The following is a 22,846-nucleotide window of genomic DNA, read 5'->3' as shown; positions in this document are numbered from 1 at the left end:
CGCTTATCCCAGGAGCTTCGCGACGTTCTGGAAGCCGGTGACCAGCACCGGCGGCAGATAGATGCCGGCCATCAGCACCAATCCGAGGTGTGTGAACATCGGCACGTAGGAGGCTTCGGCGGGTGCGGTCTTGCCCTTGGGCTCGCCGAACATCACCACGCCGACCCGCAGGAAAAGCCCGCCGAGCGCGACGATGATACCGAGCACCAGGATCACCGTCAGCCAGGGTGCGCGGGCGAACGTCGAGCTCACCACCAGAAACTCGCTCATGAAGATGCCGAATGGCGGCAGCCCGACGATGGCGATGACGCCGAGCATCAGGCCCCAGCCGAGCACGGGGTTGGTCGTCGTGAGGCCGCCGATCTCGGCGATCTTCTGTGTGCCCTTGACCTGCGCGATATGACCGACGGCGAAGAAGATTGCCGACTTGGTCAGCGAATGCATGGCCATGTGCAACAGAGCTGCGAAATTGGCGAGCGGGCCGCCCATGCCGAAGGCGAAGACGATGATGCCCATATGCTCGATCGAGGAATAGGCGAACATCCGCTTGATGTCGCGGCGCCGGTACAGCATCAGCGCGGCGAAGACCACCGAGATCAGGCCCATGGTCACCATCAGCGGACCCGGCGCGATCGCCTCGGAGTTGACCGCAAGCATCATCTTGAAGCGCAGCAGCGCATAGAGCGCGACATTGAGCAGCAGGCCGGACAGCACCGCCGAAATCGGCGTCGGGCCCTCGGCATGCGCATCCGGCAGCCAGGCGTGCAGCGGTGCGAGGCCGACCTTGGTGCCGTAGCCCAGCAGCAGGAAGACAAAGGCGACGTTGAGCAACGCCGGATCGAACTGTGCGGCGTGCTTCACCAGCACCGTCCACACCATGCCGTCCAGCCCCTCGCCCACCGCGGGGCGCGCCGCCATATAGACCAGGATGGTGCCGAACAGCGCGAGCGCGATGCCGACGCTACCGAGGATGAAATATTTCCATGCGGCTTCCAGCGCCTCATGGGTGCGGTAGATGCCGACCATCAGCACGGTCGTCAGCGTCGCCACCTCGACCGCAACCCACATCAGGCCGATATTGTTGGCGACGAGCGCGAGGTTCATCGCGAACATCAGCATCTGGTACATCGCGTGATAGAAACGCAGGAAGGCCGGCGTCAGCCGCCCGATCTCGATCTCGTGGTGGATGTAGCTCGCGCTGAAGACCGAGGTCGTGAAGCCGATGAAGGTCGTCAGGACTATGAAGACCTTGTTGAGGTCGTCGAGCAGCAGATATTGCCCCGACGTCGGCTCGATCACGAACAGGGACAGCGAAGTGAGGAAGGTCGCGAGCGCCGCGACGATGTTGAGCTTCGCCGCCAGCATGTAGCCAGGCAGGATCGCGAGCAGAGCGGCCGAGATGGACGGGATCAGCAGGATCGCACCGAGCGCATCGATCGTCATCGCCGCTCTCCCCGGAAGCGATCGAGCGCCTGTACGTCCACGCTGTCAAAACGCTCGCGGATGCGGAACAGGAATATCCCGATCACGATGAAAGCGATCAGCACCGAGAAGGCGACGCTGATCTCCACCACCAGCGGCATGCCCTTGGCGCCGGTTGCCGCCAGCACCAGCCCGTTCTCCAGCGACATGAAGCCGACGACCTGGCTCACGGCGTTGCGTCGCGTAACCATGATCAGGAGACCCAGCAGCACCACCGACAGCGCGAAGGCGAGGTCCTCGCGCGCGAGTGCATCGGCGCCCGGCGTCACCCGCAACATCACCACCATCGACAGCGCGACGAGGCCTATCCCGGCCATCATGGTCAACCCGATGCCGATCACGTTCTCGATCTCGCGGTGGATACCGAGCCGCTTGATGATCCGGTGCAGCGCCACGGGGATGATGATGGCCTTGAAGACCAGCGCGATCAGCGCCGTGATATAGAGATGCGGCGCTTGCTGCACATAGGCCTGCCAGCCCACCGACAGCGCCAGCACGCCGGCATGCAGCGCATAGACGTTGAGCAGCGCATAGAGCCGATCCTGGTAGAGCATCATGAAGCTCGCCAGCACGAGGGAGCCGGCGAGCAGATGGGCGATGTCGAATTGCAGGCTGCTCATCTCAGAGGCTCCCCGACACGAAGCGCAACAGCGTGGCAAGCAATGCCAGCATCAGCGCTGCGCCCAAGAACTCCGGAATCCGGAACACGCGCATCTTGGCGATCGCGGTCTCGAACACGGCAAGCAGAAAGCCGAGGACCGTCAGCTTGCCGAGATAGACCAGCGCGCCAAGAGCGAGCCTTGCAACGCTCGCATCCGCGGTCGCCGTGCCCCATGGCAGGAACACGCAGGCGATCAGCGAGACATAGAGCAGAAGCTTGAGCTGCGACGACAAATCGATCAGCGCGAGATGCCGCCCTGAATATTCCAGCACCATGGCCTCATGCACCATGGTGAGCTCGAGATGGGTGGCGGGGTTATCGATGGGGATACGGGCATTCTCCGCCAGCGCAACGATGGTCAGCGCCACGAACGCCATCCCCAGCGACACGCGCAGGCCGACCGCGTCCGAGCCCATGAACTCGGCCACCGTGGGGAGCTGCGTCGAGCCGGCGATCATGGCAACCGAGAACGCGGTGATCAGCATCGCGGGCTCGGCGAGGGAGGCGATCATCACCTCACGGCTGGAGCCGATGCCGCCGAAGGCGGTTCCAACGTCCATGCCGGCGAGCGCCTGGAAGAAACGGGCGCTGCCGAGCAGCGCAGTGATGGCGATGAGATCGGCGGTCCAGGAGAACAACAGTCCATTGCCGAAGGTCGGCACCAGCGACGCGGCGACCCAGGTGCCCGCGAAGATCAGATACGGAATGACGCGAAACAGCCAGGATGCGTTGTCCGCGAGCACCACATCCTTGCGCATCAGGCGAATGAGGTCGCGATAAGGTTGGAGCAGCGGCGGTCCGCGCCGGCGTAGCAGCCGAGCCTTCACCTTTCGCACGAAACCCGTCAGCAGCGGCGCGAGTCCCAGCACCAGCGACATCTGCGCGCCCTGGGAGAGGATGTCGCGCAGCTCGTTCATAGGGCCACCACCAGCAGCAGCACGACCAGGGCCACGAACACCAGCGTCAGGTAGCGGCGGATGCTGAGGAACTGCAGGATATTGATGCGGTCGGTCGCAAAGCCGATGGCCTTCGCGATCGGCGCGTACAGCCCATCCCAGATCAGATCGTGCAGTTCGACCTGGAGCCGCGCAGGAAGCGGCGAGGACGGCGGCGGCATCTCGCCGATCTCGCGTGCGCCAAAGATGACGCTGCCGAACACGCGGCGGATCGGCTGCGAGAAGCTGGAGGCCGAGTACTGGATCGCGGGGTCCGCGTCGGGATAGCCGCAATCCCAGGCCGGCGCGCGGCGTAAACGGTCGGAGGCGAGACGGTGAATGGCTGTCGCCGCCGCCGTGCCGCAGAGTGCCGCGAACAGGAACACCAGAAGGCCGTTATAGGAGCTGCGGCTTTCCGCAATCGGCACGATGGTGAGCCATTGCAATCCGACCTGATGCGGCATGATGTTGCCGACCATATCCTTGCTCACCGGCGCCAGTGCGTCGATGAACAGCCCGGGCAGGATACCGGCAATGAGACAGAAGGCGGCAAGCGCGAACATTGCGGTCAGCGAGAAGCGGTCAGTCTCATGCGCTGACGCCGCGACATCCGAACGCGGCCGGCCGAGGAAGCTGATGCCATAGAGCTTGACGAAGCAGGCCGCGGCAAAGGCGGCCGCGAGCGCCAGCAAACCGCCGACCGCCGGGATGACCAGCTTGAGGCCCCAGGAGGGCAGTTGCGGTGAAAGCAGGATCGCCTGGAAGGTCAGCCATTCCGAGACGAAGCCGTTGAACGGAGGCAACGCCGAGATCGCGACGCAGCCGACCAGCATCGCGAACGCCGTCTTCGGCATGCGATGGATCAGGCCGCCGAGCTTCTCCATGTCGCGCTCGCCGGTGGCTCCCAGCACCGCGCCGGCGCCGAAGAACAACAGGCTCTTGAACAGCGCATGATTGAAGACGTGCAGCATCGCCGCGGTGAAGGCGAGCGCCGCCACCCAGTCGAGCCCTTCCGCCTTGAAAGCCAGCGCCAGCCCGAGGCCGGTGAAGATGATGCCGATGTTCTCAATCGTTGAATAGGCGAGCACGCGCTTGATATCGCGCTGCATCAGCGCATAGAGCACGCCCAGCGTCGCCGTCGGACCGCCGACCAGCAGCACCACCATGCTCCACCACCACACCGGTTCGGGCACGAGATCAAAGACGATGCGCACGAAGCCGTAGACGGCAACCTTGGTCATGACGCCGCTCATGAGGGCGGAGACGTGGCTCGGCGCGGCGGGATGGGCGAGCGGCAGCCAGGCGTGCAGCGGCACAAGGCCGGCCTTGGAGCCGGCCCCCAGCAGCACGAGGATGACCACCGTGCCGGTCAGCGCAGCGGAAGGATGCGAGGCTCGGATCGCATCGAAATCGTAACCGGCGCCGCTCGCGAGCAGGCCGAAGGCGAGCAGCAGCGCCAACGTGCCGAAACTGGCCATCAGAATATAGACATAGCCGGCGCGGACATTCTCCGGGTCCCGGTGATGCGACACGGCCATCGCCCAGGAGGTCAGCGACATGAATTCCCAGGCGACCAGGAAGCTGAAGGCGTCGTTTGCCAGCACGACGACGTTCATTGCTGCGAGGTAGGCGGGATAGAATGGCAGCACGCGGCCGGGGGAGTCCTCGTGCCTGGAGTAGCCGAGCGCGAACAGGCTCGCAGCGGCGCCGCCGAGATTGACGACGACGAGGAAGAAGGCGGACAGCGCATCGAGCCGGAAATGCGCACCGAGCCAGGGCAGACCGATCGGCAGTGTCGCACTCGGCGCCAGATGAGGGAAAAAGAGCAGATCTGACAGCGCCGTGACACATAGCGTCGATGTGGCGACCAGGCATCCGCCGTAGAGGATGATCGAGCCGCGCGGGCGCGTCGACAGCACGACTCCCGCAGGCGCCAGGGCCAGCAGAGCCGCCACTGACCATAGCGCCACGGCGATCATGGCCGCTCCTCGATCATGATCTGTGCACGGGTTGTCATCGCTATTGGTCGCCCGTGCTCGGAGGTGGAGACTTCAGCCGCACCCCGCGGCCCCCGGCGCTCGACACCGCCCCCTCGGCGATCAACTCGATGCCGGCAACCGACAGCGCGTCAACCAGCTTCACCAGAGAATCGACATTGCCGCGGATCACCCCTTCGGAGGCTTCCATGCGCTGGATAGTGGGCAGCGACAGTGAACAGCGCTGCGCGAGCTCGCGCTGGTCAATCCTGAGTAAGGCACGGGCGGCTCGAAGCTGCGCGGCGGTGATCACGGGCAATGTCCGTGGCAGGTACAGTGATTGATCGACCAAGCCTAAGGCATGCAAAATGATGTTTCAAGCATCATCTTCTAGATGCAACGCATCATTCCGTTTGATGTCCTCGGAGCTTACACCTTCCGGGTGCGTGTGGCGCGCTGATCGATGCTGCGACCTTCGCGAAGATGAAGGCGCAAGGGCTGCAGCCGCAGGCCTATCTCGACAACAACGACGCGACGACGTTCTTCGAGGCCACGCGCGATCTGCTGCAACTCGGCCCGAAGCTGACGAACGTGAATGATATCAGGGTGATTTTGGTGGATTGAGGCGCGCTTACCCTCCCCTGGAGGGGCAGGGGAATCGCGTATGAGATGTGGGCTATGGGCACCGAGCCTCTCCACGTCGTCATGGCCGGGCTTGTCCCGGCCATCCACGTCTTTCTACGCAGCACGAAGAACGTGGATGCCCGGGACAAGCCCGGGCATGACGGCCTCTCGAAAATTCATATGCGATGGCCCTGCCGTCCAGAGGAGGGTAAGAGTCAGAACTCGTTGGCGATCTTCGAGAGCATCCCGATCAGGGCCTCGCGATTGGCCTGGCCGAGCAGATCGTTCAGCCGGGCCTCGTGCTTGGTCGCGACGAGCTTTTTCGCCCGCGCCAGCACGGCCTTGCCCTTGTCGGTCAGTACCAGGATGTGCGAGCGGCGGTCGTTGGTGGAGCGGATCCGCGCGCACAGGTCGCGGCTTTCGAGATTGTCGAGCATGGCCACGAAGTTCGGCCTGAGGATGCCGAGCGTGGAGGCGATCTCGGTCTGGTTGCGGCCGGGGTTCTTCTCGACCAGGAGCAGGACCGAGAACTGCGCCGGCGTCAGTTGGAGCGAGGCCATGCAGCGCAGAAAGTTCTCGAACACCTTGAGCTGGGCCCGCTTCAGGACATAGCCGAGCTGTTCGGACAGCTCGCCCAGCTGGAGCGCTTCGGTTTGGACCTCGCCCGCGTCCTTGCGGCCCTTGCCCGTGTCGGCCGGTTTTTCGGAGGACTTTTCAGCGGTTCTGGAAACGGTCATCGCCTCGTGCTCGTAATCCCGCTAAATTCGGGATGGGTCGTTCCCCACCCTTGATGTTATATTTGATAATTGTTATGGACCATATCAAATATCGTCAGCGTATTTCAATGGCTGTGAGGGGACCATCCACCGCAATTGCGGAGACTGGTCCTCAATCTTGAGGGGGAGCGTCCGGTCTTGAATACCACCATCATGCTGTTCCTGGTACAGGACGGCATCACCAATGGCGCGATCTACGCGCTGCTCGGCCTGGCGCTGGTGCTGGTGTTCGCCGTCACCCGCGTCATCCTCATTCCCCAGGGCGAATTCGTCACCTACGGCGCGCTGACCTATGCCTCGCTGGCCGCGGGCCAGATGCCGGGCACGGCAAAGCTCGCGCTCGCGCTCGGCATCGGCGCCTTCGGCTTCGACCTGTTCGTGGCGCGCAAGGCGTTGCACGGCCGCCTAGTCCTGCGCAGCCTCGTCACCAACATCGTGCTGCCGGCGATCGTGCTGGCGCTGACCCTGTACTTCGCCGCCCAGAAGCCGCCGGTCGCGGTCTGCATCGCCTTGTCGCTGGTGATCGTCGCGATGATCGGCCTCTACCTCTACCGCATCGCGTTCCAGCCGCTGGCGCACACCTCGGTGCTGGTGCTGCTGATCGCGTCGGTCGGCGTCCACCTCGCGCTGCAGGGGCTGGGCCTGCTGTTCTTCGGCGCCGAGGGCCAGCGCGGACCTGCCGTGCTGTCCGGCGCCTTCACCGCCGGCGCGCTGCGCTTCACCGGCCAGAGCATCACCGTCTACGCCATCACCATCGCCTTCATCGTCGGGCTCTGGCTGTTCTTCGGCCTGACGCTCTACGGCAAGGCGCTGCGCGCGACCGCCGTGAACCGGCTGGGCGCGCGGCTTGCCGGCATCCGCACCACGCTGTCCGGGCAGATCGCCTTCCTGCTGGCGTCCGTGATCGGCGCGCTGTCGGGCATCCTGATCGTGCCGATCACGACGCTCTACTATGACAGCGGCTTCCTGATCGGGCTGAAGGGTTTCGTCGCCGCGATCATCGGCGGGCTCGTCAGCTATCCCCTCACCGCCGTCGCGGCGCTGGTCGTCGGCATCGTCGAGGCGTTCTCGTCCTTCTATGCCTCCAACTACAAGGAGGTCATCGTCTTCATGCTGCTGATCCCCGTGCTGCTGCTGCGCTCGCTCGCCGCGCCCGCGGTCGAGGAAGAGAAGGACTGACGCCAAGATGCAGAGCCGGCTTCCCATCATCGTCTTTGCAACCGTCATGGCGGCGATCCCGTTCGTCCCGGGCATGCCGCCGTTCTGGATCGTCCTGCTCGATAATATCGGCCTCGCCGCGCTGGTCGCGATGGGCCTCGTGCTGCTCACCGGCGTCGGCGGCCTGACCTCGTTCGGGCAGGCGGCCTTCGTCGGCTTCGGCGCCTACACCACCGCGGTGCTGTCGACGGCCTACGGCCTGTCGCCCTGGCTGACGCTGCCGCTGTCGCTCGTGGTCAGCGGATCGCTCGCGGTGTTGCTCGGGCTGATCACCGTCCGCCTCTCGGGCCATTATCTGCCGCTCGGCACGCTCGCCTGGGGGCTGGGGCTGTTCTATCTGTTCAGCAAGCTGGAATTCCTCGGGAGAAACGACGGCATCTCGGCGATCCCGCCGCTGTCGATCGGCTCGTACAAGATGCTCTCGCCGGGCTCGATCTATTACGCGATCTGGATCGCCGTGATCGTTTCGGCCCTGTTGACGATGAACCTGCTGGACTCCCGCACCGGCCGCGCCATCCGCGCGCTCAGGCGCGGCCATATCGCGGCGGAAGCGTTCGGCGTGCACACGCCGCGCGCCAAGCTGCTGGTGTTCATCCATGCCGCCGTGCTCGCCGGCCTTTCGGGCTGGCTCTACGCGCATCTCCAGCGCGCGGTGAACCCGACCCCGTTCGGCGCGCATATGGGCATCGAGTACCTCTTCATCGCCGTGGTCGGCGGCGCCGGCTATGTCTGGGGCGGCGTCCTGGGCGCGGCGATCGTCGTCGTGCTGAAAGAGGTGCTGCAAAGCTATCTGCCGCTGATCCTGCCGGGCTCCGGCCAGGTCGAGACCATCGTGTTCGGCATCATGCTGGTGGCGCTGCTGCAGCTCGCGCCCGGCGGCCTCTGGCCCTGGCTGATGTCGTTCCTGCCCGAGCGCAACAGTGGCAGGAAGCCGGACACCTCGCTGAAGCTGGAGCATCGCGCCCGCGTCCCCGCCGAGGCCGGCGTGCTGCTCCAGGTCGAGAAGGCGCGGAAGCAGTTCGGCGGCGTGGTCGCGGTCAACAACGTCTCCTTCGACGTCCGGGCCCGCGAGATCGTCGCCCTGATTGGCCCGAACGGCGCCGGCAAGAGCACGACGTTCAACCTGATCACGGGCGTGCTGTCGGCGACCTCGGGCTCGATCTCGGTGCTCGGCAAGAAGGTCGACAACGCGCCGCCGCAGGAGATCGTCAAGCTCGGCATCAGCAGGACCTTCCAGCACGTCAAGCTCGTCCCCGACATGACCGTGCTGGAGAACGTCGCGATCGGCGCGCATCTGCGCGGCCATTCCGGACCGATCTCCTCGATGCTGCGCCTCGACCGCACTGATGAGGCCAAGCTGCTCGCCGAGGCCGCCCGCCAGATCGAGCGCGTCGGCCTCACCGAGCAGATGCACCAGCTCGCAGGCAGCCTCTCGCTCGGCCAGCAGCGCATCGTCGAGATCGCCCGCGCGCTCTGCGTCGACCCGATGCTGCTGCTGCTCGACGAGCCGGCCGCGGGCCTGCGCCACATGGAGAAGCAGCGCCTCGCGACGCTGCTGCGCGAGCTGCGCGACGGCGGCATGAGCGTGCTGCTGGTCGAGCACGACATGGGCTTCGTGATGAACCTCGCCGACCGCATCGTGGTGCTCGATTTCGGCACCAAGATCGCGGAAGGCACCCCCGCCACGATCAAGACCAATCCCGAAGTGATCAAGGCCTATCTCGGAGTGGCGGCATGAGCGCGCTGTTGTCCGTCACCGACGCACATGTCGCCTATGGCAAGGTCGAGGCGGTGCGTTCGGTTTCGCTCGAGGTCGGGGCCAACGAGATCGTCACCATCGTCGGCGCCAACGGCGCCGGCAAGACCACGCTGCTTTCGGCCATCATGGGCATTCTGCCGCTGAAAGGCCGCGTCGCCTTCGCCGGGCAGGATCTCGCCCGGCTCGACATCGAGGACCGCGTCGCGATGGGCCTCGGCCTCGTCCCCGAGCACCGCGAATTGTTCGTGACCATGAATGTCGAGGACAATCTCGAGCTGGGTGCCTTCCGCATCGAGCGGAGTCGGGCGAGAGCCTCGATGGAGCGGGTCTACACGCTGTTCCCGCGGCTGAAGGAGCGGCGCAAGCAGCTTGCCGGCACGCTCTCCGGCGGCGAGCAGCAGATGCTCGCGATGGGCCGCGCGCTGATGGGCGAGCCAAAGCTCCTGATGCTGGACGAGCCGAGCCTCGGCCTCGCTCCCATCATCGTCGCCGACATTTTCCGCATCGTCACCGAGCTGCGTGCCGCCGGCGTCTCCGTGCTGCTGGTCGAGCAGAACGCGCAGGCCGCGCTGAAGATCGCAGACCAGGCCTATGTGATGGAGCTCGGCGAATTCGTTCTCAGCGGCAAGGCCAGCGACGTCGCGGCCAACGAGCGGGTGGCGGCCAGCTATCTCGGCTTCCAGCACGAAGGCGAGAGCGTGGTGTGACTCTTACCCTCCCCTGGAGGGGCAGGGTCGCTACGCATGCAGCGAAGCGAAATGCGTCGCGGGGTGGGGTGACGGTCTCTCCGCGTCGGAAACTGCCCGTGTTGAGAGATCACACCACCCCGCTCGCGCGTTCGCGCGATCGACCCTCCCCCTCCAGGGGAGGGTAAAAGAAGCAGCGGCTTTACGGAGCTCAATCTGCCGCCTTCTCCCCCTTCAGCGCCGCGACCTCCGCTTCCAGCTCCGCGATCCTCGCATCCCGCGCCGCCAGCGCCGCGGCGACATCGCCTGCATCGAATTTCTGCGGAATGTGCTGCGGGCAGTTTGTGTCCCAGGCCGCGATCTTGAACAGGATCACCTGCTCCGGCCGCGCACGATAGCCTTTCGGCATCAGCGACGCGGTTAGCGCTTCGTCGTCCTCGACCACCCGCGCCTCGCCCCAGATCTTCACACGGCGGCGGTGGGCGTAGTCCATCACGAAGATGTAGGCCTTGGCATTCTCCGTCAAATTGCCTTGCGTGATGAACTGCTGGTTGCCGGCATAGTCGGCGAAGGCCAGCGTCTGCTTGTCGAGCACCTTGAGAAACCCCTTCGGTCCGCCGCGGTGCTGGATGTAGGGCTGGCCGTCGGCTGAAGCGGTGGCGAAATAGAAGCTGTTGGCGTCGGCCAGGAAGGCCGCGAGGTTGTCGTCGACCTCCGTGCGCCATCCGCGCTGCTCGCTACGCGCATAGGCCTCGCGCGAGCCCTTGCGCGCCTGGATCGCCTTCACCGCCGGCGAGAAGGCGACGTCGCTGGCATAGGCATCAGCTGCTGTCGTCATCGGAACGTCTCCTTGAAAATTCCGGCGCATTCCCGCGTCTTTCCAGGCATAAGATAGACTTGCAAGCCGCCAGAACAATCTGGCCACTTGACACTTCATCATTGCAGCATATGCAATAATGTCCATGGACCGGCTCGAAGCCATGCACGTGTTCGTCACCGTCGCCGATCTGCGCGGCTTCGCGCCGGCGGCGCGCAAGCTGCGCCTGTCGCCCTCCGCGGTGACCCGGATGATCGCTGCGCTGGAGGAGCACCTCGGCGCGCGGCTGCTGCAGCGAACCACGCGGCAGGTGACACTGACCGATGTGGGCACGCGCTATCTCGAGCGCGCGCGGCGCATCCTCGCCGATGTCGAGGAGGCCGACGGCTCGGCGCGGCAGGAGCGCAACCGGCCGAGCGGGCGGCTGGTGGTGTCGGCGCCGGTCGGCTTCGGCCGGCTGCATGTCGGGCCGGTCATGACCGCTTATCTCAAGCGCTATCCCGAGGTCGCCTGCGAGCTCAGACTGTCGGATCATCTGGTCAATCTCGTCGAGGACGCCGTCGATGCGGCGGTGCGGATCGGTCATCTCGCCGATTCCTCGCTGGTTGCGCGCCAGGTCGGCGTGATGCGGCGGATCGTGGTGGCCGCGCCCGGCTATCTCAAACGACATGGCGAGCCGAAGACGCCGGAGGCGCTTCGCGAGCACCAGACCATCCAGTTCGGCCCCTGGTCCGAATGGCGCTTCCAGCACGACGGCCGCGACATCGAGGTCATGCCGACCCCACGCTTCACCAGCAACAGCGCCGACGCGGCGCTGCAATATGCCGAGGCCGGCGGCGGCGTGACGCGCGTGCTGGCCTATCAGGCCGCCGAGGGCTTGAAGCGCGGACGGCTGAAGATCGTGCTGGCGAAATATGAGCAGCCGGCACTGCCGATCCACATCGTCTATCCGACCTCGCGCCTGCTCTCGGCCAAGGTGCGGGCGTTCGTCGATCTCGTGGTGGAGACGGCGGAGTGGCGGTTCGGATAGGCCTCGTGTCCCGGACGCGGTGCGAAGCGGCGCAGAGCCGGGATCCAGAAAGCGAAGAGTGAGCTGCGGATGGATGGCCCCGGCTCAGCAGCGCACCGCCGAAGAGGGCGCTGCGCTGCGTCCGGGGCACGAGAGAGCTTCACCCCTTCTTCGGCACCACGCGGAACGTCCCGCTCGCCCGCGCGATCACGGCATCGTCGGCCCTGACCAGGCATTGCGCGAAGCAGATCGTGGAGCCGGTCTTGATGGCCTCGCCCTCGACCGCGAGCCATTGGCCGATCCCGGCGGCGCCGACGTAATCGACCGACAGCGAAATCGTGACGAAGGACGTCGCCCATGCCGTCGCTTGCGCGCAGCTGTAGCCCATGGCGGCATCGGCCAGCGCCGCGATCAGCCCGCCATGGATCAGCCCGCGCGCATTGGTGTGTGGCGTCGCCAGCCGCAATCCCACGGTGACGCTCTTGTCGGCCTTCTTCGAATAGAGCGGCTCCCAGGGATCGGTGAGCGGGGATTTGCGGAAATGCGGCTCGAAGCCGGCGGGGATGTCAGTGGAGGTCATGGCAGTCTCGCGTTGCTGGTTGCCGGCATTGAACGCGATGTGGATGACGGTTGCATCAATTACAAAGTTTCAAACGGAATTTGCGCAGGCGTTTGAAACGGACGCGCCGTCGCACCCAACGACACTGTCATCACCCGCGAAGGCGGGTGATCCAGTATTCCAGAGGCGGTTTTGACTAAACCGAGGGGCCGCGGCGTACTGGATGCCCGCCTGCGCGGGCATGACATCTGTGGTCAAAACGGCAGCCCCACGTAATTCTCCGACAGCGAGGTCATCGCAGCTTCCGACTGCGTGACGTAGTCGAGCTCGGCGAGCTGAATGCGGGCGCCGATCGTGCCGGTGTCGGGGAATTTGTGGAGCATCGAGGTCATCCACCAGGAGAAGCGCACGGCTTTCCAGACCCGTGCCAGCGCCTTGGTGGAATAAGCATCGAGGCCGGCGCTGGATTTCTCGTCGTAGAACTCGCGCAGCGCGCTCGCCAGATAGTGCGCGTCGCTGGCAGCGAGGTTCAATCCCTTGGCGCCGGTCGGCGGCACGATGTGGGCGGCGTCGCCGCACAGGAACATCTTGCCGAAGCGCATCGGCTCGGCGACGAAGCTGCGCAGCGGCGCGATGCTCTTCTCGATCGACGGGCCCGTGACGAGGCTGTCGGCCGCCTCCTGGTCGAGCCGGCGCTTCAACTCATCCCAGAAGCGGTCGTCCGGCCATTGGTCGACATGATCGTCGAGCGAACATTGCACATAGTAGCGGCTGCGCCTGGTCGAGCGCATGGTGCACAGCGCAAAGCCGCGGGCATGGTTGGAATAGATCAGCTCGTGGCTGACCGGCGGGGTGTCGGACAGGATGCCGAGCCAGCCGAACGGATAGACCCGCTCGAACTCCTCGATCGCCGAAGACGGGACGCTGGCGCGGCTGACGCCATGGAAACCGTCGCAGCCGGCGATGAAATCGCAATCGATGGTGTGGGTAACGCCGTCCTTGACATAGGTCACGCGCGGGTGACTGCCGTCGAAATCATGCGGTTGCACGTCCCTGGCCTCGTAGACGGAGATGAGACCGGCGGCCTTCCTCGCATTCATCAGGTCGAGCGTGACCTCGGTCTGGCCGTAGATCATCACCGTCTTGCCGGTCGCGCCCTTCATGTCGATACGGTGACGGCGGCCGGAGAAGGCGAGCTCGATGCCTTCGTGCACCAGGCCTTCGGCATGGGCCCGCGCGCCGGCGCCGACCTGGTCGAGCAGCGCGACGGTTCCTTCCTCCAGGAGACCGGCGCGGATGCGGCCGAGCACGTAATCCGGGCTCTGCCGCTCCAGGATGACGTTGTCGATGCCGTATGTGTGCAGCAGTTGCCCGAGCAACAACCCGGCCGGCCCGGCTCCGATGATTGCGACTTTTGTCCGCAATACTTGCTCCTTCCGATCCTGTAGGCTTTCGTCGCGGGTCGCTTGTCGCCACGCTCCGTGCAGGATAATTATATCATATAACGGTTGGGAAGAAGGGAGGGCGTTCGCCGCAGCGCGACAAATCCATGCAACATGGATGATGTAGACGGCGCGGCGAGGTGCGCGCCAGTTTCCGGCTTGAACGCGCCGGCCAATTAGATAACATGTTAATTAACGAGACCGGGCCATCGAAGCCCGCCGTCAAAAACAGGGAGAGACGCGTGATGAGGAAAGCCTGTCTGGCGTTGCTGCTGGCAGCAAGCGTGAGCCCAGCGTTCGCGCAGGAGAAGACCTTCGACCTGAAGGTCTCGCACTGGGTGCCGGCCTCGCATCCGCTGCAGAAATCGCTGGAAGACTGGGTCGCCGCGGTGAACAAGGATTCCGGCGGGACCATCACCGGCAAGGTGTTTCCGGCCCAGCAGCTCGGCAAGGCGTTCGACCATTACGACATGGCGCGCGACGGCATCGCCGACGTCACCTATGTCAATCCCGGCTATCAGCCCGGCCGCTTCCCCATCATCGGCGCAGGCGAACTGCCCTTCCTGATCTCGGACGCCAAGGGCGGCTCGATGGGGCTCGACGCCTGGTATCGCAAATATGCAGAGAAGGAGATGAAGGACGTCAAATACTGTCTCGCCTTCGTCCACTCGCCCTCCTCGTTCCACTCCCGCACCAAGAAGATCGTCAACCCCGAGGACGTGAAGGGCCTGAAGATCCGCCCGGCACACGCCACCATGGCGAATTTCGTCACCTCGCTCGGCGGCACCAACGTGCAATCCTCCGCACCCGAAGTGCGCGACATCATCGAGCGCGGCGTCGCCGACGGCGTCACCTTCCCGTGGGGCTCCCTGGTGCTGTTCGGCATCGACAAGGTGACCAAATACGACATGGAGGCGCCGCTCTACACCACGACCTTCGTGTTCGTGATCAACAAGGACAAGTACAATGCCATGTCCGACAAGCAGAAGGCCGCGATCGACAAGAATTGCACGGTCGAGATGGCGGGAGCGGTCGGCGAGCACTGGGGCAAGTTCGAGGATGCCGGCATCGACAAAGTGAAGGCGGAGTCCAATCACGAGGTCTACAAGCTCACGGCCGAGCAGACCGCCGCCTGGAAGAAGGCCGCCGAACCGCTGGTCAAAACCTGGAGCGATAATGCCAAGAAGGCCGGCGCCGATCCCGATGCGGCGCTCGCGGACCTGAAGGCATCGCTGAAGAAGTACAACGCGCTGGCGGAGTAACGCGGTGGCGAGCTCGCCTCCCCCTCTCCCCGTTCTTACGGGGAGAGGGTCGGGGTGAGGGGCTGCTTCCGCAAAAAGCGGTGAAAGAAGGACTCGCGGAGAGTCCCCCTCACCCGGATTGCATCTCCGATGCAATCCGGCCTCTCCCCGCACGCGGGGAGAGGCGAGGCGCGCGGCGACACCTGGATCGAACGAATGACCTCACGCGATAGGACCACCCCATGAAGCGCTCCTGGATGGATCGCGTGATCGACTCGATCGAATGGATCGCGGCCGGCTTCGTCGGCATCGTCGCGCTCGACATCTTCCTCTCGGTGCTGCTGCGCAACACGCTGAACTATTCGATTCCCGACAGTTTCGACATCGGCCGCATGCTGCTCGGCATCCTCATTTTCTGGGGCATCGCGGCCACCTCCTATCGCGGCACCCACATCACGGTGGATCTGGTCTGGGGCAATGTCGGCCCGCGCCACCAGCGCTGGATCGACGTGTTCGCGACGCTGGTGCTTCTGTTCGTCGTGACCGTGCAGACCTGGACGCTGTTCGACAAGGTGCGCGGCACCTACAACGACAACGTCCAGACTTTCGACCTGCACATGCCGGTATGGCCGTTCTTCCTCGTCGCATGGATTGGCGACGTCTGTGCCGTGCTGCTGATCGCGATCCGCACGTACCGGCTGATCTTCCACCCCGAAGACATGCACGAACCCAAGATCAAGGTGACGGAGTGACCATGAGTACCGACGCCGTCGCCGTCATCGGCTTCGTCTCGCTGTTCGCCCTGATGCTGCTGCGCGTGCCGGTCGGCATGGCCATGGGTCTCGTCGGCGTGTGCGGCTTCAGCTATCTCGTCGGCTCGACCCCGGCCCTGAAGATGGTCGGGCAAGTCACCATGCGGACGGTGACGGACTACACTTTCGGCGTGATTCCGATGTTCCTGCTGATGGGATCCTTCGTCAGCAACTCCGGCATGAGCCGCGAGCTGTTCCGCGCCGCCAACGGCTTCGTCGGCCATTTGCGGGGCGGCCTCGGCATCGCCACCGTCGGTGCCTGCGGCGGTTTCGCCGCGATCTGCGGTTCGTCGGTTGCGACCGCCGCGACCTTCTCTGCCGTCGCCTACCCGGAAATGCGCCGCTTCGGCTACCCGCAGTCCTTTGCCACGGGGGTCATCGCGGCCGGCGGCACGCTGGGCGCGATCCTGCCGCCCTCCACGGTGCTTGCGGTCTACGGCATCATCACCGAGCAGGACATCGGCAAGCTCTTCATCGCGGGCATCATTCCCGGCCTGCTCGCGATGGCCATGTACATGATCACGATCTTCCTGATCGGCTATTTCCGCCCCGATTTTCTAGCCAAGGGCAAGGTGATTCCGTGGCGCGAGCGTTTCGCCGGATTGAAGGACATCTGGGCTCCGGTGCTGCTGTTCATCTTCGTGATCGGCGGCCTCTATGGCCTGCCCTTCCTGCCGCGCTTCACGCCGACGGAGGCAGGCGGCGTCGGCGCGACCGGGGCCTTCATCATCGGCGTGCTGACCGGCCGACTCGACCGCGAGAAGGTGCTGGCCTCGCTGCTCCAGGCCACGCGCACCGCGGCCGCGGTGTTCACCGTGCTGATCGGCGCGCTGATCTTCGGCTATTTCCTCACGGTGACGCAGACGCCGCAGAAGGTCACGGAGCTCCTCACCGGCCTCGGCCTCGGACCCTACGGCGTGCTGGCGCTGATCATGGTGATGTATCTCGTGCTCGGCTGCCTGATGGACGCGATGGCGATGATCATCTTGACCGTGCCGATCATCTTCCCGGTCATCATCCATCTCGGCTTCGATCCGATCTGGTTCGGCGTCATTGTCGTCATGACCGTCGAGCTCGGGCTGATAACTCCGCCGGTGGGCATGAACGTGTTCGTCATCAAGAGCGTGGTGAAGGACGTGTCGTTCTCCACCATCTTCAGGGGCGTGAGTCCGTTCGTGGTCACCGACCTAATCCGCCTGGTGATTCTGATCGCCTTCCCGCTGCTGGCGATCTGGCTGCCGACACGGATGATGGCGCAATGACGAGGTGAAGCGATGACCACGCCGACGTTAGAAACGAAGTACGTCTTCACCCTTACCGTCCGCATCGGCGACGTCGTCACCGCCGGCGAGACCGGGATCGGCGTTCGCCGCATCATCCCGATCATCGGCGGCGAGGTGAAAGGCGCGATCACAGGGAAGGTGCTGCCGTTCGGCGCCGATTTCCAGACCATCCGCCCCAACGAGCTGATCGATCTCGAAGCCAAATACGCCTTAGAGACCGACGACGGCGCCGTGGTCTATGTCGAGAACAAGGGCATGCGCTTCGGGCCGGTCGAGCTCTTGCAGAAGCTCAAGCGCGGCGAGCCGGTCGATCCCAAGCTGATCTATTTCCGCACCGTGCCGAGGTTCGAGACCGGGCACGAGAAGTATCGCTGGCTGATGGAGCACATTTTCGTCGGTTCGGCTGCGAGGCATGCCGACCGGGTGGTGATCGACGTGCATCAGGTGATGTAAGGCCGCCTGCAACCCGTCGAAATTAACCAACTCAAGCCAAGCTATTACAACCAGTGGTAGGCTTTCCCCAACTAGACTAAGATGACATTTTTTGGGGACATTGCCGTGGCGAGAAGAGCGATTGATCCAGGTGACGGATTAGCAACTGACATCGTCGGTCCTTGGGCGATCGATAAGCATGAACGGTTACGAAAATACATAGACGCGTATCGAGGCGCCCGAGCCAAATTTCTTCCCCCGAAAGGCACCGGCGGGGCTGCCTATATCGATCTCTTTTCTGGTCCGGGTCGCTCACAGCGAGACGACACGAGCGAGTTTATCGATGGAAGCCCACTGGTCGCTTACAAAGCGGCCCGTGGGAGCAAGACGCGCTTCTCCGAAATGTATTTTAACGACGCTGATGGAGAGAACGTCGAGGCGCTCCGTCAACGAATGGCTCGGCTCGGAGGTGCAGCGAACTACTATAACCAGGCGGCAGAGGTTGCCGTCAACCACGTGGTCAGAGCGCTTAACCCCACGGGACTCCATTTCGCCTTTCTTGATCCCTATAACCTCGAAAATCTACCTTTCTCAATTATCGAGAAGCTGGCGAAGCTACCGAGAATGGATATGCTCATTCACGTTAGCATCTTCGACCTCCAGCGCAACTTGCGCCGTTATCTAGAAGATGGTCGAGTGCTCGACGTGTTTATGCCGGGGTGGCGTAGCGCGATTGATATGAATCGAACTGACCAATCAGTCAGGACTGATCTTCTGCACTACTGGCTCAGTCTGATTCAGGGACTTGGCACATCCCCCGCGGAGGGCATCGAGCTAGTCTCAGCGACCAAAGGCCAGCGGCTCTATTGGCTGGTATTTGTCAGTTCGCATGAGCTAGGACGAAGGCTTTGGGACGACATCAGAAACGTGCACGTTCAAGGACGATTGTTGTGAGGGAAAATGGCTGAAACGTCGATCGAGTGGACAGACGCCACATGGAATCCAGTGGCTGGGTGTACCGTCCTCTCACCCGGCTGCACCAATTGTTATGCGATGCGGATGGCCGCACGCCTCGATGCGATGGGGTTGACGAAGTACCGTGGACTGACCCGAAAAAGTGGCCGGCGAGCGGTGTGGACTGGCAAAGTACGACTGGATGAGAATGCACTCGGCGTTCCGGCCAAGTGGAGGAAGCCGAAGCGCATCTTTGTGAACTCGATGTCAGACTTGTTCCACGAAAAGGTACCTGCGACCTTTGTTGCGAAGGTATGGTCGGTTATGGGGCAGACTCCCTGGCATACGTTTCAGATCCTGACGAAACGTCCCGATCGAATGGCCGCGCATACATCGGGGTTGCCTGTGCTCAGGAACGTTTGGCTTGGTACCAGCATCGAAAATGCAAGCTATCTTCACCGCATCGAAGAGCTACGAAGAGTAACCGCGGCCGTCAGGTTCATTTCATTCGAGCCTTTGCTGGGCTCTGTGGCTACTGCTGACCTAAGCGGTATTGATTGGGCAATTGTTGGCGGCGAGAGCGGCCCCCACGCTCGCCCTATGCTAAGGGAGTGGGTTGATGAGATCGAGGCCGCCTGCAGGGAGTCCGATACGGCCTTCTTCTTTAAACAGTGGGGGGGCGTCCGGAAGAAAGCCAGCGGTCGGACATACCGTGATCAGACCTTTGACGAAATGCCCACTGTCACTTAATCCGAAGACGGCAGGTCCGGCCTGAAGCTGAGGTGAGCGCCATGCGTCATTACATCGGCTTGATCCATGAGGATGCCGATAGCGATTTCGGCGTGTCGTTTTCCGATCTGCCGGGCGTCGTGACCGCGGGGACCACGCTCGGCGAAGCGCGCGACATGGCCGAAGAATCGCTGGCGCTTCATCTCCGAGGCATGGCTGAAGACGGAGACGCCACCCCCGAGCCGTCGTCGCTTGAGGAAATCATGTCGGATCCGCAGAACCGCTCGGGCGTCGCGATTCTGATATCGGTGAAGGACGAGCAGCCGAAGGCCGTCCGCGTCAATGTCACCCTGCCCGGCGACGTGCTGGAGCAGATCGACAAGTACGCCGAGGCCCACGGCTACACGCGATCGGGCCTGCTCGCGCAAGCCGCCAAGAAGCTGAGCACCGACGCCGCGTGAGTCAACCTCGCCGTTGCGCAGTTCGGCGCCGGATGCGTCGGCTTTCCAAGGCGCCTTTTCCATCCGACCCGCGACGACGCCCCTCCTTGACTCCCCCAGAATTCGTTATACAACATAACTATTCTGACAAGGACGCAAATGACACAGGGAAACGCCGAGACCGCGGACGCGGGCACCGCCGGGCTGTTGAAGATCGAGCGGGCGGACCGGGTTCTGACCGTGGGTCTGAACCGGCCGGCCAAGCGCAATGCGCTCAATGACGGCATCATCCTGGAAATCGGCGAGTGTTTTGCGTCCCTGCCCGAGGACATCGGCGCGGTCGTGATCCACGGCATCGGCGACCATTTCTCCTCAGGCCTCGACCTCTCCGAATTGACCGAGCATGACGCGACCGGCGGCCTGCTCCATTCCCAGATGTGGCACCGGGTGTTCGACCGCATCCAGTACAGCCGCGTGCCCGTGATCGCGGCGCTCCGGGGCGCCGTGATCGGCGGCGGGCTCGAGCTTGCCTGCGCCGCGCATATCCGCGTCGCCGAGCCCTCGACCTATTTCGCGCTGCCGGAGGGACAGCGCGGCATCTTCGTCGGCGGCGGCGGCTCGGTGCGGCTGCCGCGCCTGATCGGCGTCGCCAGGATGATGGACATGATGCTGACCGGGCGCGTCTATAGCGCGACCGAGGGCGCATCCTACGGCTTCGCGCAATATCTGACGGAAGCCGGCAACGGGCTCGGCAAGGCGCTGGAGCTTGCGACCAAGATCGCCTCCAACGCGCCGCTGACCAATTTCGCCGTGCTCCAAGCGCTGCCGATGATCGCGGAGGCCAATCCGCAGACGGGTTTGTTGATGGAATCGCTGATGGCCACCGTCGCGCAGAGCGACAAGGAGGCCAAGCGCCGGATCCGCGAGTTCCTCGAACACAAGACCGCGAAGGTAAAGCCCAAATCATGAGCGCAAAGTCATGAGCGCACAGCCGTCCTCTTCCAGCACGGAGCGCGGCGCGAGCACTTTCCCGCTGCGGCCGATCTCGTTCGGCGATCCCGCCGTCAACGTCGAGCGCCGCGACGACGGCACGATCTACCTCAGGCCGAAGCAGCCGCTCGGCGACTATCCCGTCCGCATCACCGATCGCCTGCATCACTGGGCGACGACGACGCCGGACCGCGTCTTCATGGCCGAGCGCGAAGGCGGCCGCTCCTGGCGCAAGATCACCTATGCCGAGCTGCTCACCGCGAGCCGGCACATCGCCTCGAGCCTGATTGCGCGCGGATTGTCCGCAGAGCGCCCGGTCGTCATCCTCTCCGGCAATTCGATCGACCATGCCCTGCTCGCCTTCGGCGCGTTCTATGCGGGCGTTCCGTTCTGTCCGGTGTCGCCGGCCTATTCGCTGGTGTCGAAGGATTACGGCAAGCTGTCTTACCTGATGAAGCTGCTGACGCCCGGCCTCGTCTTCGCCGAGGATGCCGACAAGTTCGCCGACGCACTCACCGCCAATGTCTCACTCGGCACCGAGATCGCCGCGTCCTATGGCCACGTGCCGGGCCGCGACGTCACCCTGCTCGCCGACCTCATGGCAACGCCGCTCCGCGGCGATCTCGACGACGTCCACGGCCGGATCGGCCCCGACACGATCGCAAAATTCCTGCTGACCTCGGGCTCGACCGGCAACCCCAAGGCCGTCATCAACACCCAGCGCATGATCTGCGCCAACCAGGTGATGCTGCGCGAGACGCTCGCCTTCCTCAAGGACGAGCCGCCGGTCATCATCGACTGGCTGCCCTGGAACCACACCTTCGGCGGCAACCACAATATCGGACTGACGCTCTACAATGGCGGCTCGATGTATCTGGACGCCGGCAAGCCGATGCCCGGCGGCATCGAGGAGACCGTGCGCAATCTCCAGGAGATTTCGCCCACGGTCTATTTCAACGTGCCGAAAGGCTATGAATCGCTGCTGCCGTATCTGCGCGACGACCAGGGCCTGCGCGCCAAGTTCTTCGACCGGCTGCACGCGATGTTCTTCTCGGGCGCGGCGCTGTCGCCCTTCGTCTGGGACAGCCTCGACGAGCTCGCGGTGAAGGAAAAGGGCTACCGCGTGCCGATGCTGACGGGTCTCGGCGCGACCGAGACTGCGCCGTTCTTCATGTCGGTCAATCCGCGCACCAGCCGATCCGGCCATGTCGGCCTGCCGGTCTCGGGCAACGACGCCAAGCTGGTGCCGAACAACGGCAAGCTGGAGGTCCGCTGCAAGGGGCCGAACGTGATGCCCGGCTACTGGCGCCAGCCCGACATCACCGCGAAATCCTTCGACGAGGAAGGCTTCTACAAACTCGGCGATGCGCTCAAGCCGGCCGATCCTGATGATCTCAACGCCGGCTTCGATTTCGACGGCCGCATCGGCGAAGACTTCAAGCTCGCCAGCGGCACCTGGGTCAGCGTCGGCCCGCTGCGGGCGCGCTTCGTTGCGGCCTGCGCGCCGCTGGTGCGCGACGTCGTCATCGCCGGCATCAACCGTGACGAGATTTCCGCGCTCGTGGTGCTCGATCTCGACGGCTGCCGGCTGATCAACCCGACGCTGCCGACCGACGATCTCGTCGTCGCCACGCGCGACCGGCTGGTGCGCGAGGCGTTTCGCGAGCGCCTGACCCGTTTCCTCAGCCAGGCCACCGGCTCCTCGACGCGGATCACGCGCGCGATCCTGATGGACACGCCGCTGTCGATCGACAAGGGCGAGGTCACCGACAAGGGCTCGATCAATCAGCGCGCGGTGCTGGAGCATCGCGGCGAGCTGATCGAGGAGCTCTACGCTGCCAATCCATCGAACCGTGTGATGTCGGTCGGGTAACATGACAATTAGAATGAACCAGTCGGCTCTTTCTTCACCTCGTCCCGCTTGCGGGGAGAGGTCGAATTTGCGCAGCGCGCAAATTCGGGTGAGGGGGAGCCGCCGCGAGTCCCACTGCCACCGCATTCGCGGAAGCAAGCCCCTCACC

Annotated in this window: 22 protein-coding genes and 1 pseudogene; 14 read left to right on the top strand and 9 right to left on the bottom strand. The window is 64.1% G+C overall.

Annotated elements, in window-relative coordinates:
• Positions 1-3 precede the first annotated feature (3 nt).
• The 5 genes from EDE08_RS27990 to EDE08_RS27970 are packed head-to-tail and all read right to left on the bottom strand — an operon-like array spanning position 4 to position 5,367.
• On the bottom strand, positions 4-1,443 hold the full coding sequence (locus EDE08_RS27990) for a hydrogenase 4 subunit F (RefSeq protein ID WP_131872004.1): 1,440 nt from the start codon (positions 1,441-1,443) through the stop codon (positions 4-6).
• A complete protein-coding gene (locus tag EDE08_RS27985) occupies positions 1,440-2,102 on the bottom strand; it encodes a hydrogenase-4 component E (RefSeq protein WP_028138582.1) in 663 nt (220 codons plus the stop codon). The genes EDE08_RS27990 and EDE08_RS27985 overlap by 4 nt, the downstream gene beginning before the upstream one ends.
• Position 2,103: 1 nt before the next feature.
• Positions 2,104-3,060, bottom strand: coding sequence for a respiratory chain complex I subunit 1 family protein (locus tag EDE08_RS27980; protein ID WP_126259683.1), 957 nt, complete (start codon positions 3,058-3,060; stop codon positions 2,104-2,106).
• Positions 3,057-5,057, bottom strand: a complete 2,001-nt coding sequence (gene hyfB, locus EDE08_RS27975; RefSeq protein WP_131872005.1) for a hydrogenase 4 subunit B — start codon at positions 5,055-5,057, stop codon at positions 3,057-3,059. The genes EDE08_RS27980 and hyfB overlap by 4 nt, the downstream gene beginning before the upstream one ends.
• Positions 5,058-5,097: 40 nt before the next feature.
• Positions 5,098-5,367 carry a helix-turn-helix domain-containing protein gene (locus tag EDE08_RS27970; protein ID WP_131872006.1) on the bottom strand — a complete coding sequence of 90 codons (270 nt, stop codon included), beginning with the start codon at positions 5,365-5,367 and terminating at the stop codon, positions 5,098-5,100.
• A 134-nt stretch (positions 5,368-5,501) separates the two neighbouring features.
• On the opposite strand from EDE08_RS27970, the pseudogene EDE08_RS27965 reads away from it, so the two are divergent.
• Positions 5,502-5,678, top strand: a pseudogene (locus EDE08_RS27965) (MOFRL family protein); the annotation flags it as partial.
• A gap of 215 nt (positions 5,679-5,893) precedes the next feature.
• Here the strand turns inward: EDE08_RS27965 and EDE08_RS27960 are convergent.
• Positions 5,894-6,415: a MarR family winged helix-turn-helix transcriptional regulator gene (locus EDE08_RS27960; RefSeq protein ID WP_131872007.1), complete on the bottom strand. Its 522-nt coding sequence runs from the start codon at positions 6,413-6,415 to the stop codon at positions 5,894-5,896.
• Between the two features lie 177 nt (positions 6,416-6,592).
• Between EDE08_RS27960 and EDE08_RS27955 the strand changes: the two genes are divergently transcribed.
• The 3 genes from EDE08_RS27955 to EDE08_RS27945 are packed head-to-tail and all read left to right on the top strand — an operon-like array spanning position 6,593 to position 10,138.
• Positions 6,593-7,633: a branched-chain amino acid ABC transporter permease gene (locus EDE08_RS27955; protein ID WP_165936232.1), complete on the top strand. Its 1,041-nt coding sequence runs from the start codon at positions 6,593-6,595 to the stop codon at positions 7,631-7,633.
• A gap of 7 nt (positions 7,634-7,640) precedes the next feature.
• The gene (locus EDE08_RS27950; protein ID WP_131872008.1) at positions 7,641-9,410 is read left to right on the top strand and encodes a branched-chain amino acid ABC transporter ATP-binding protein/permease; all 1,770 of its coding nucleotides are present in this window, start codon (positions 7,641-7,643) and stop codon (positions 9,408-9,410) included.
• Positions 9,407-10,138 carry an ABC transporter ATP-binding protein gene (locus EDE08_RS27945; protein ID WP_131872009.1) on the top strand — a complete coding sequence of 244 codons (732 nt, stop codon included), beginning with the start codon at positions 9,407-9,409 and terminating at the stop codon, positions 10,136-10,138. Before EDE08_RS27950 ends, EDE08_RS27945 begins: the two co-directional genes overlap by 4 nt.
• A gap of 190 nt (positions 10,139-10,328) precedes the next feature.
• On the opposite strand, the gene EDE08_RS27940 is transcribed toward EDE08_RS27945, so the two are convergent.
• A complete protein-coding gene (locus EDE08_RS27940; RefSeq protein ID WP_131872010.1) occupies positions 10,329-10,955 on the bottom strand; it encodes a pyridoxamine 5'-phosphate oxidase family protein in 627 nt (208 codons plus the stop codon).
• Positions 10,956-11,079: 124 nt separating this feature from the next.
• Here EDE08_RS27940 and EDE08_RS27935 point away from each other — a divergent pair, with 124 nt between their 5' ends.
• On the top strand, positions 11,080-11,964 hold the full coding sequence (locus EDE08_RS27935) for a LysR family transcriptional regulator (protein WP_131872086.1): 885 nt from the start codon (positions 11,080-11,082) through the stop codon (positions 11,962-11,964).
• Positions 11,965-12,103: 139 nt separating this feature from the next.
• On the opposite strand, the gene EDE08_RS27930 is transcribed toward EDE08_RS27935, so the two are convergent.
• The gene (locus EDE08_RS27930) at positions 12,104-12,523 is read right to left on the bottom strand and encodes a PaaI family thioesterase (RefSeq protein WP_131872011.1); all 420 of its coding nucleotides are present in this window, start codon (positions 12,521-12,523) and stop codon (positions 12,104-12,106) included.
• A gap of 233 nt (positions 12,524-12,756) precedes the next feature.
• Entirely contained in the window at positions 12,757-13,926 is a 1,170-nt protein-coding gene (gene pobA / locus EDE08_RS27920) for a 4-hydroxybenzoate 3-monooxygenase (protein WP_131872012.1), read from the bottom strand.
• Positions 13,927-14,189: 263 nt separating this feature from the next.
• Here pobA and EDE08_RS27915 point away from each other — a divergent pair, with 263 nt between their 5' ends.
• The 9 genes from EDE08_RS27915 to EDE08_RS27875 all read left to right on the top strand — a co-directional run bounded on the left by EDE08_RS27915 (position 14,190) and on the right by EDE08_RS27875 (position 22,698).
• Positions 14,190-15,206 carry a TRAP transporter substrate-binding protein gene (locus EDE08_RS27915; RefSeq protein WP_131872087.1) on the top strand — a complete coding sequence of 339 codons (1,017 nt, stop codon included), beginning with the start codon at positions 14,190-14,192 and terminating at the stop codon, positions 15,204-15,206.
• Positions 15,207-15,427: 221 nt separating this feature from the next.
• On the top strand, positions 15,428-15,937 hold the full coding sequence (locus EDE08_RS27910; RefSeq protein WP_131872013.1) for a TRAP transporter small permease: 510 nt from the start codon (positions 15,428-15,430) through the stop codon (positions 15,935-15,937).
• A gap of 2 nt (positions 15,938-15,939) precedes the next feature.
• Positions 15,940-17,259 (top strand): TRAP transporter large permease, encoded by a 1,320-nt coding sequence (locus EDE08_RS27905; protein WP_131872014.1) that lies wholly within the window; start codon positions 15,940-15,942, stop codon positions 17,257-17,259.
• A gap of 12 nt (positions 17,260-17,271) precedes the next feature.
• Positions 17,272-17,733, top strand: coding sequence for a DUF3237 domain-containing protein (locus tag EDE08_RS27900; RefSeq protein WP_131872015.1), 462 nt, complete (start codon positions 17,272-17,274; stop codon positions 17,731-17,733).
• 81 nt (positions 17,734-17,814) lie between these two features.
• Complete coding sequence (locus EDE08_RS27895) at positions 17,815-18,666, top strand: three-Cys-motif partner protein TcmP (protein WP_131872016.1); 852 nt, start codon at positions 17,815-17,817, stop codon at positions 18,664-18,666.
• Between the two features lie 6 nt (positions 18,667-18,672).
• The gene (locus EDE08_RS27890; RefSeq protein ID WP_131872017.1) at positions 18,673-19,416 is read left to right on the top strand and encodes a DUF5131 family protein; all 744 of its coding nucleotides are present in this window, start codon (positions 18,673-18,675) and stop codon (positions 19,414-19,416) included.
• Between the two features lie 41 nt (positions 19,417-19,457).
• On the top strand, positions 19,458-19,856 hold the full coding sequence (locus EDE08_RS27885) for a type II toxin-antitoxin system HicB family antitoxin (RefSeq protein ID WP_131872018.1): 399 nt from the start codon (positions 19,458-19,460) through the stop codon (positions 19,854-19,856).
• 138 nt (positions 19,857-19,994) lie between these two features.
• Positions 19,995-20,804, top strand: a complete 810-nt coding sequence (locus EDE08_RS27880; protein WP_131872019.1) for a crotonase/enoyl-CoA hydratase family protein — start codon at positions 19,995-19,997, stop codon at positions 20,802-20,804.
• Positions 20,805-20,814: 10 nt separating this feature from the next.
• Positions 20,815-22,698 (top strand): feruloyl-CoA synthase, encoded by a 1,884-nt coding sequence (locus EDE08_RS27875; RefSeq protein WP_131872020.1) that lies wholly within the window; start codon positions 20,815-20,817, stop codon positions 22,696-22,698.
• Positions 22,699-22,846: the final 148 nt, after the last annotated feature.

The sequence above is a fragment of the Bradyrhizobium sp. R2.2-H genome, assembly GCF_004346455.1.
GTDB lineage: Bacteria > Pseudomonadota > Alphaproteobacteria > Rhizobiales > Xanthobacteraceae > Bradyrhizobium > Bradyrhizobium diversitatis.
The sequence above is the reverse complement of the archived record's forward strand: the minus strand, read 5'-3'. Positions and strand labels throughout refer to the sequence as shown.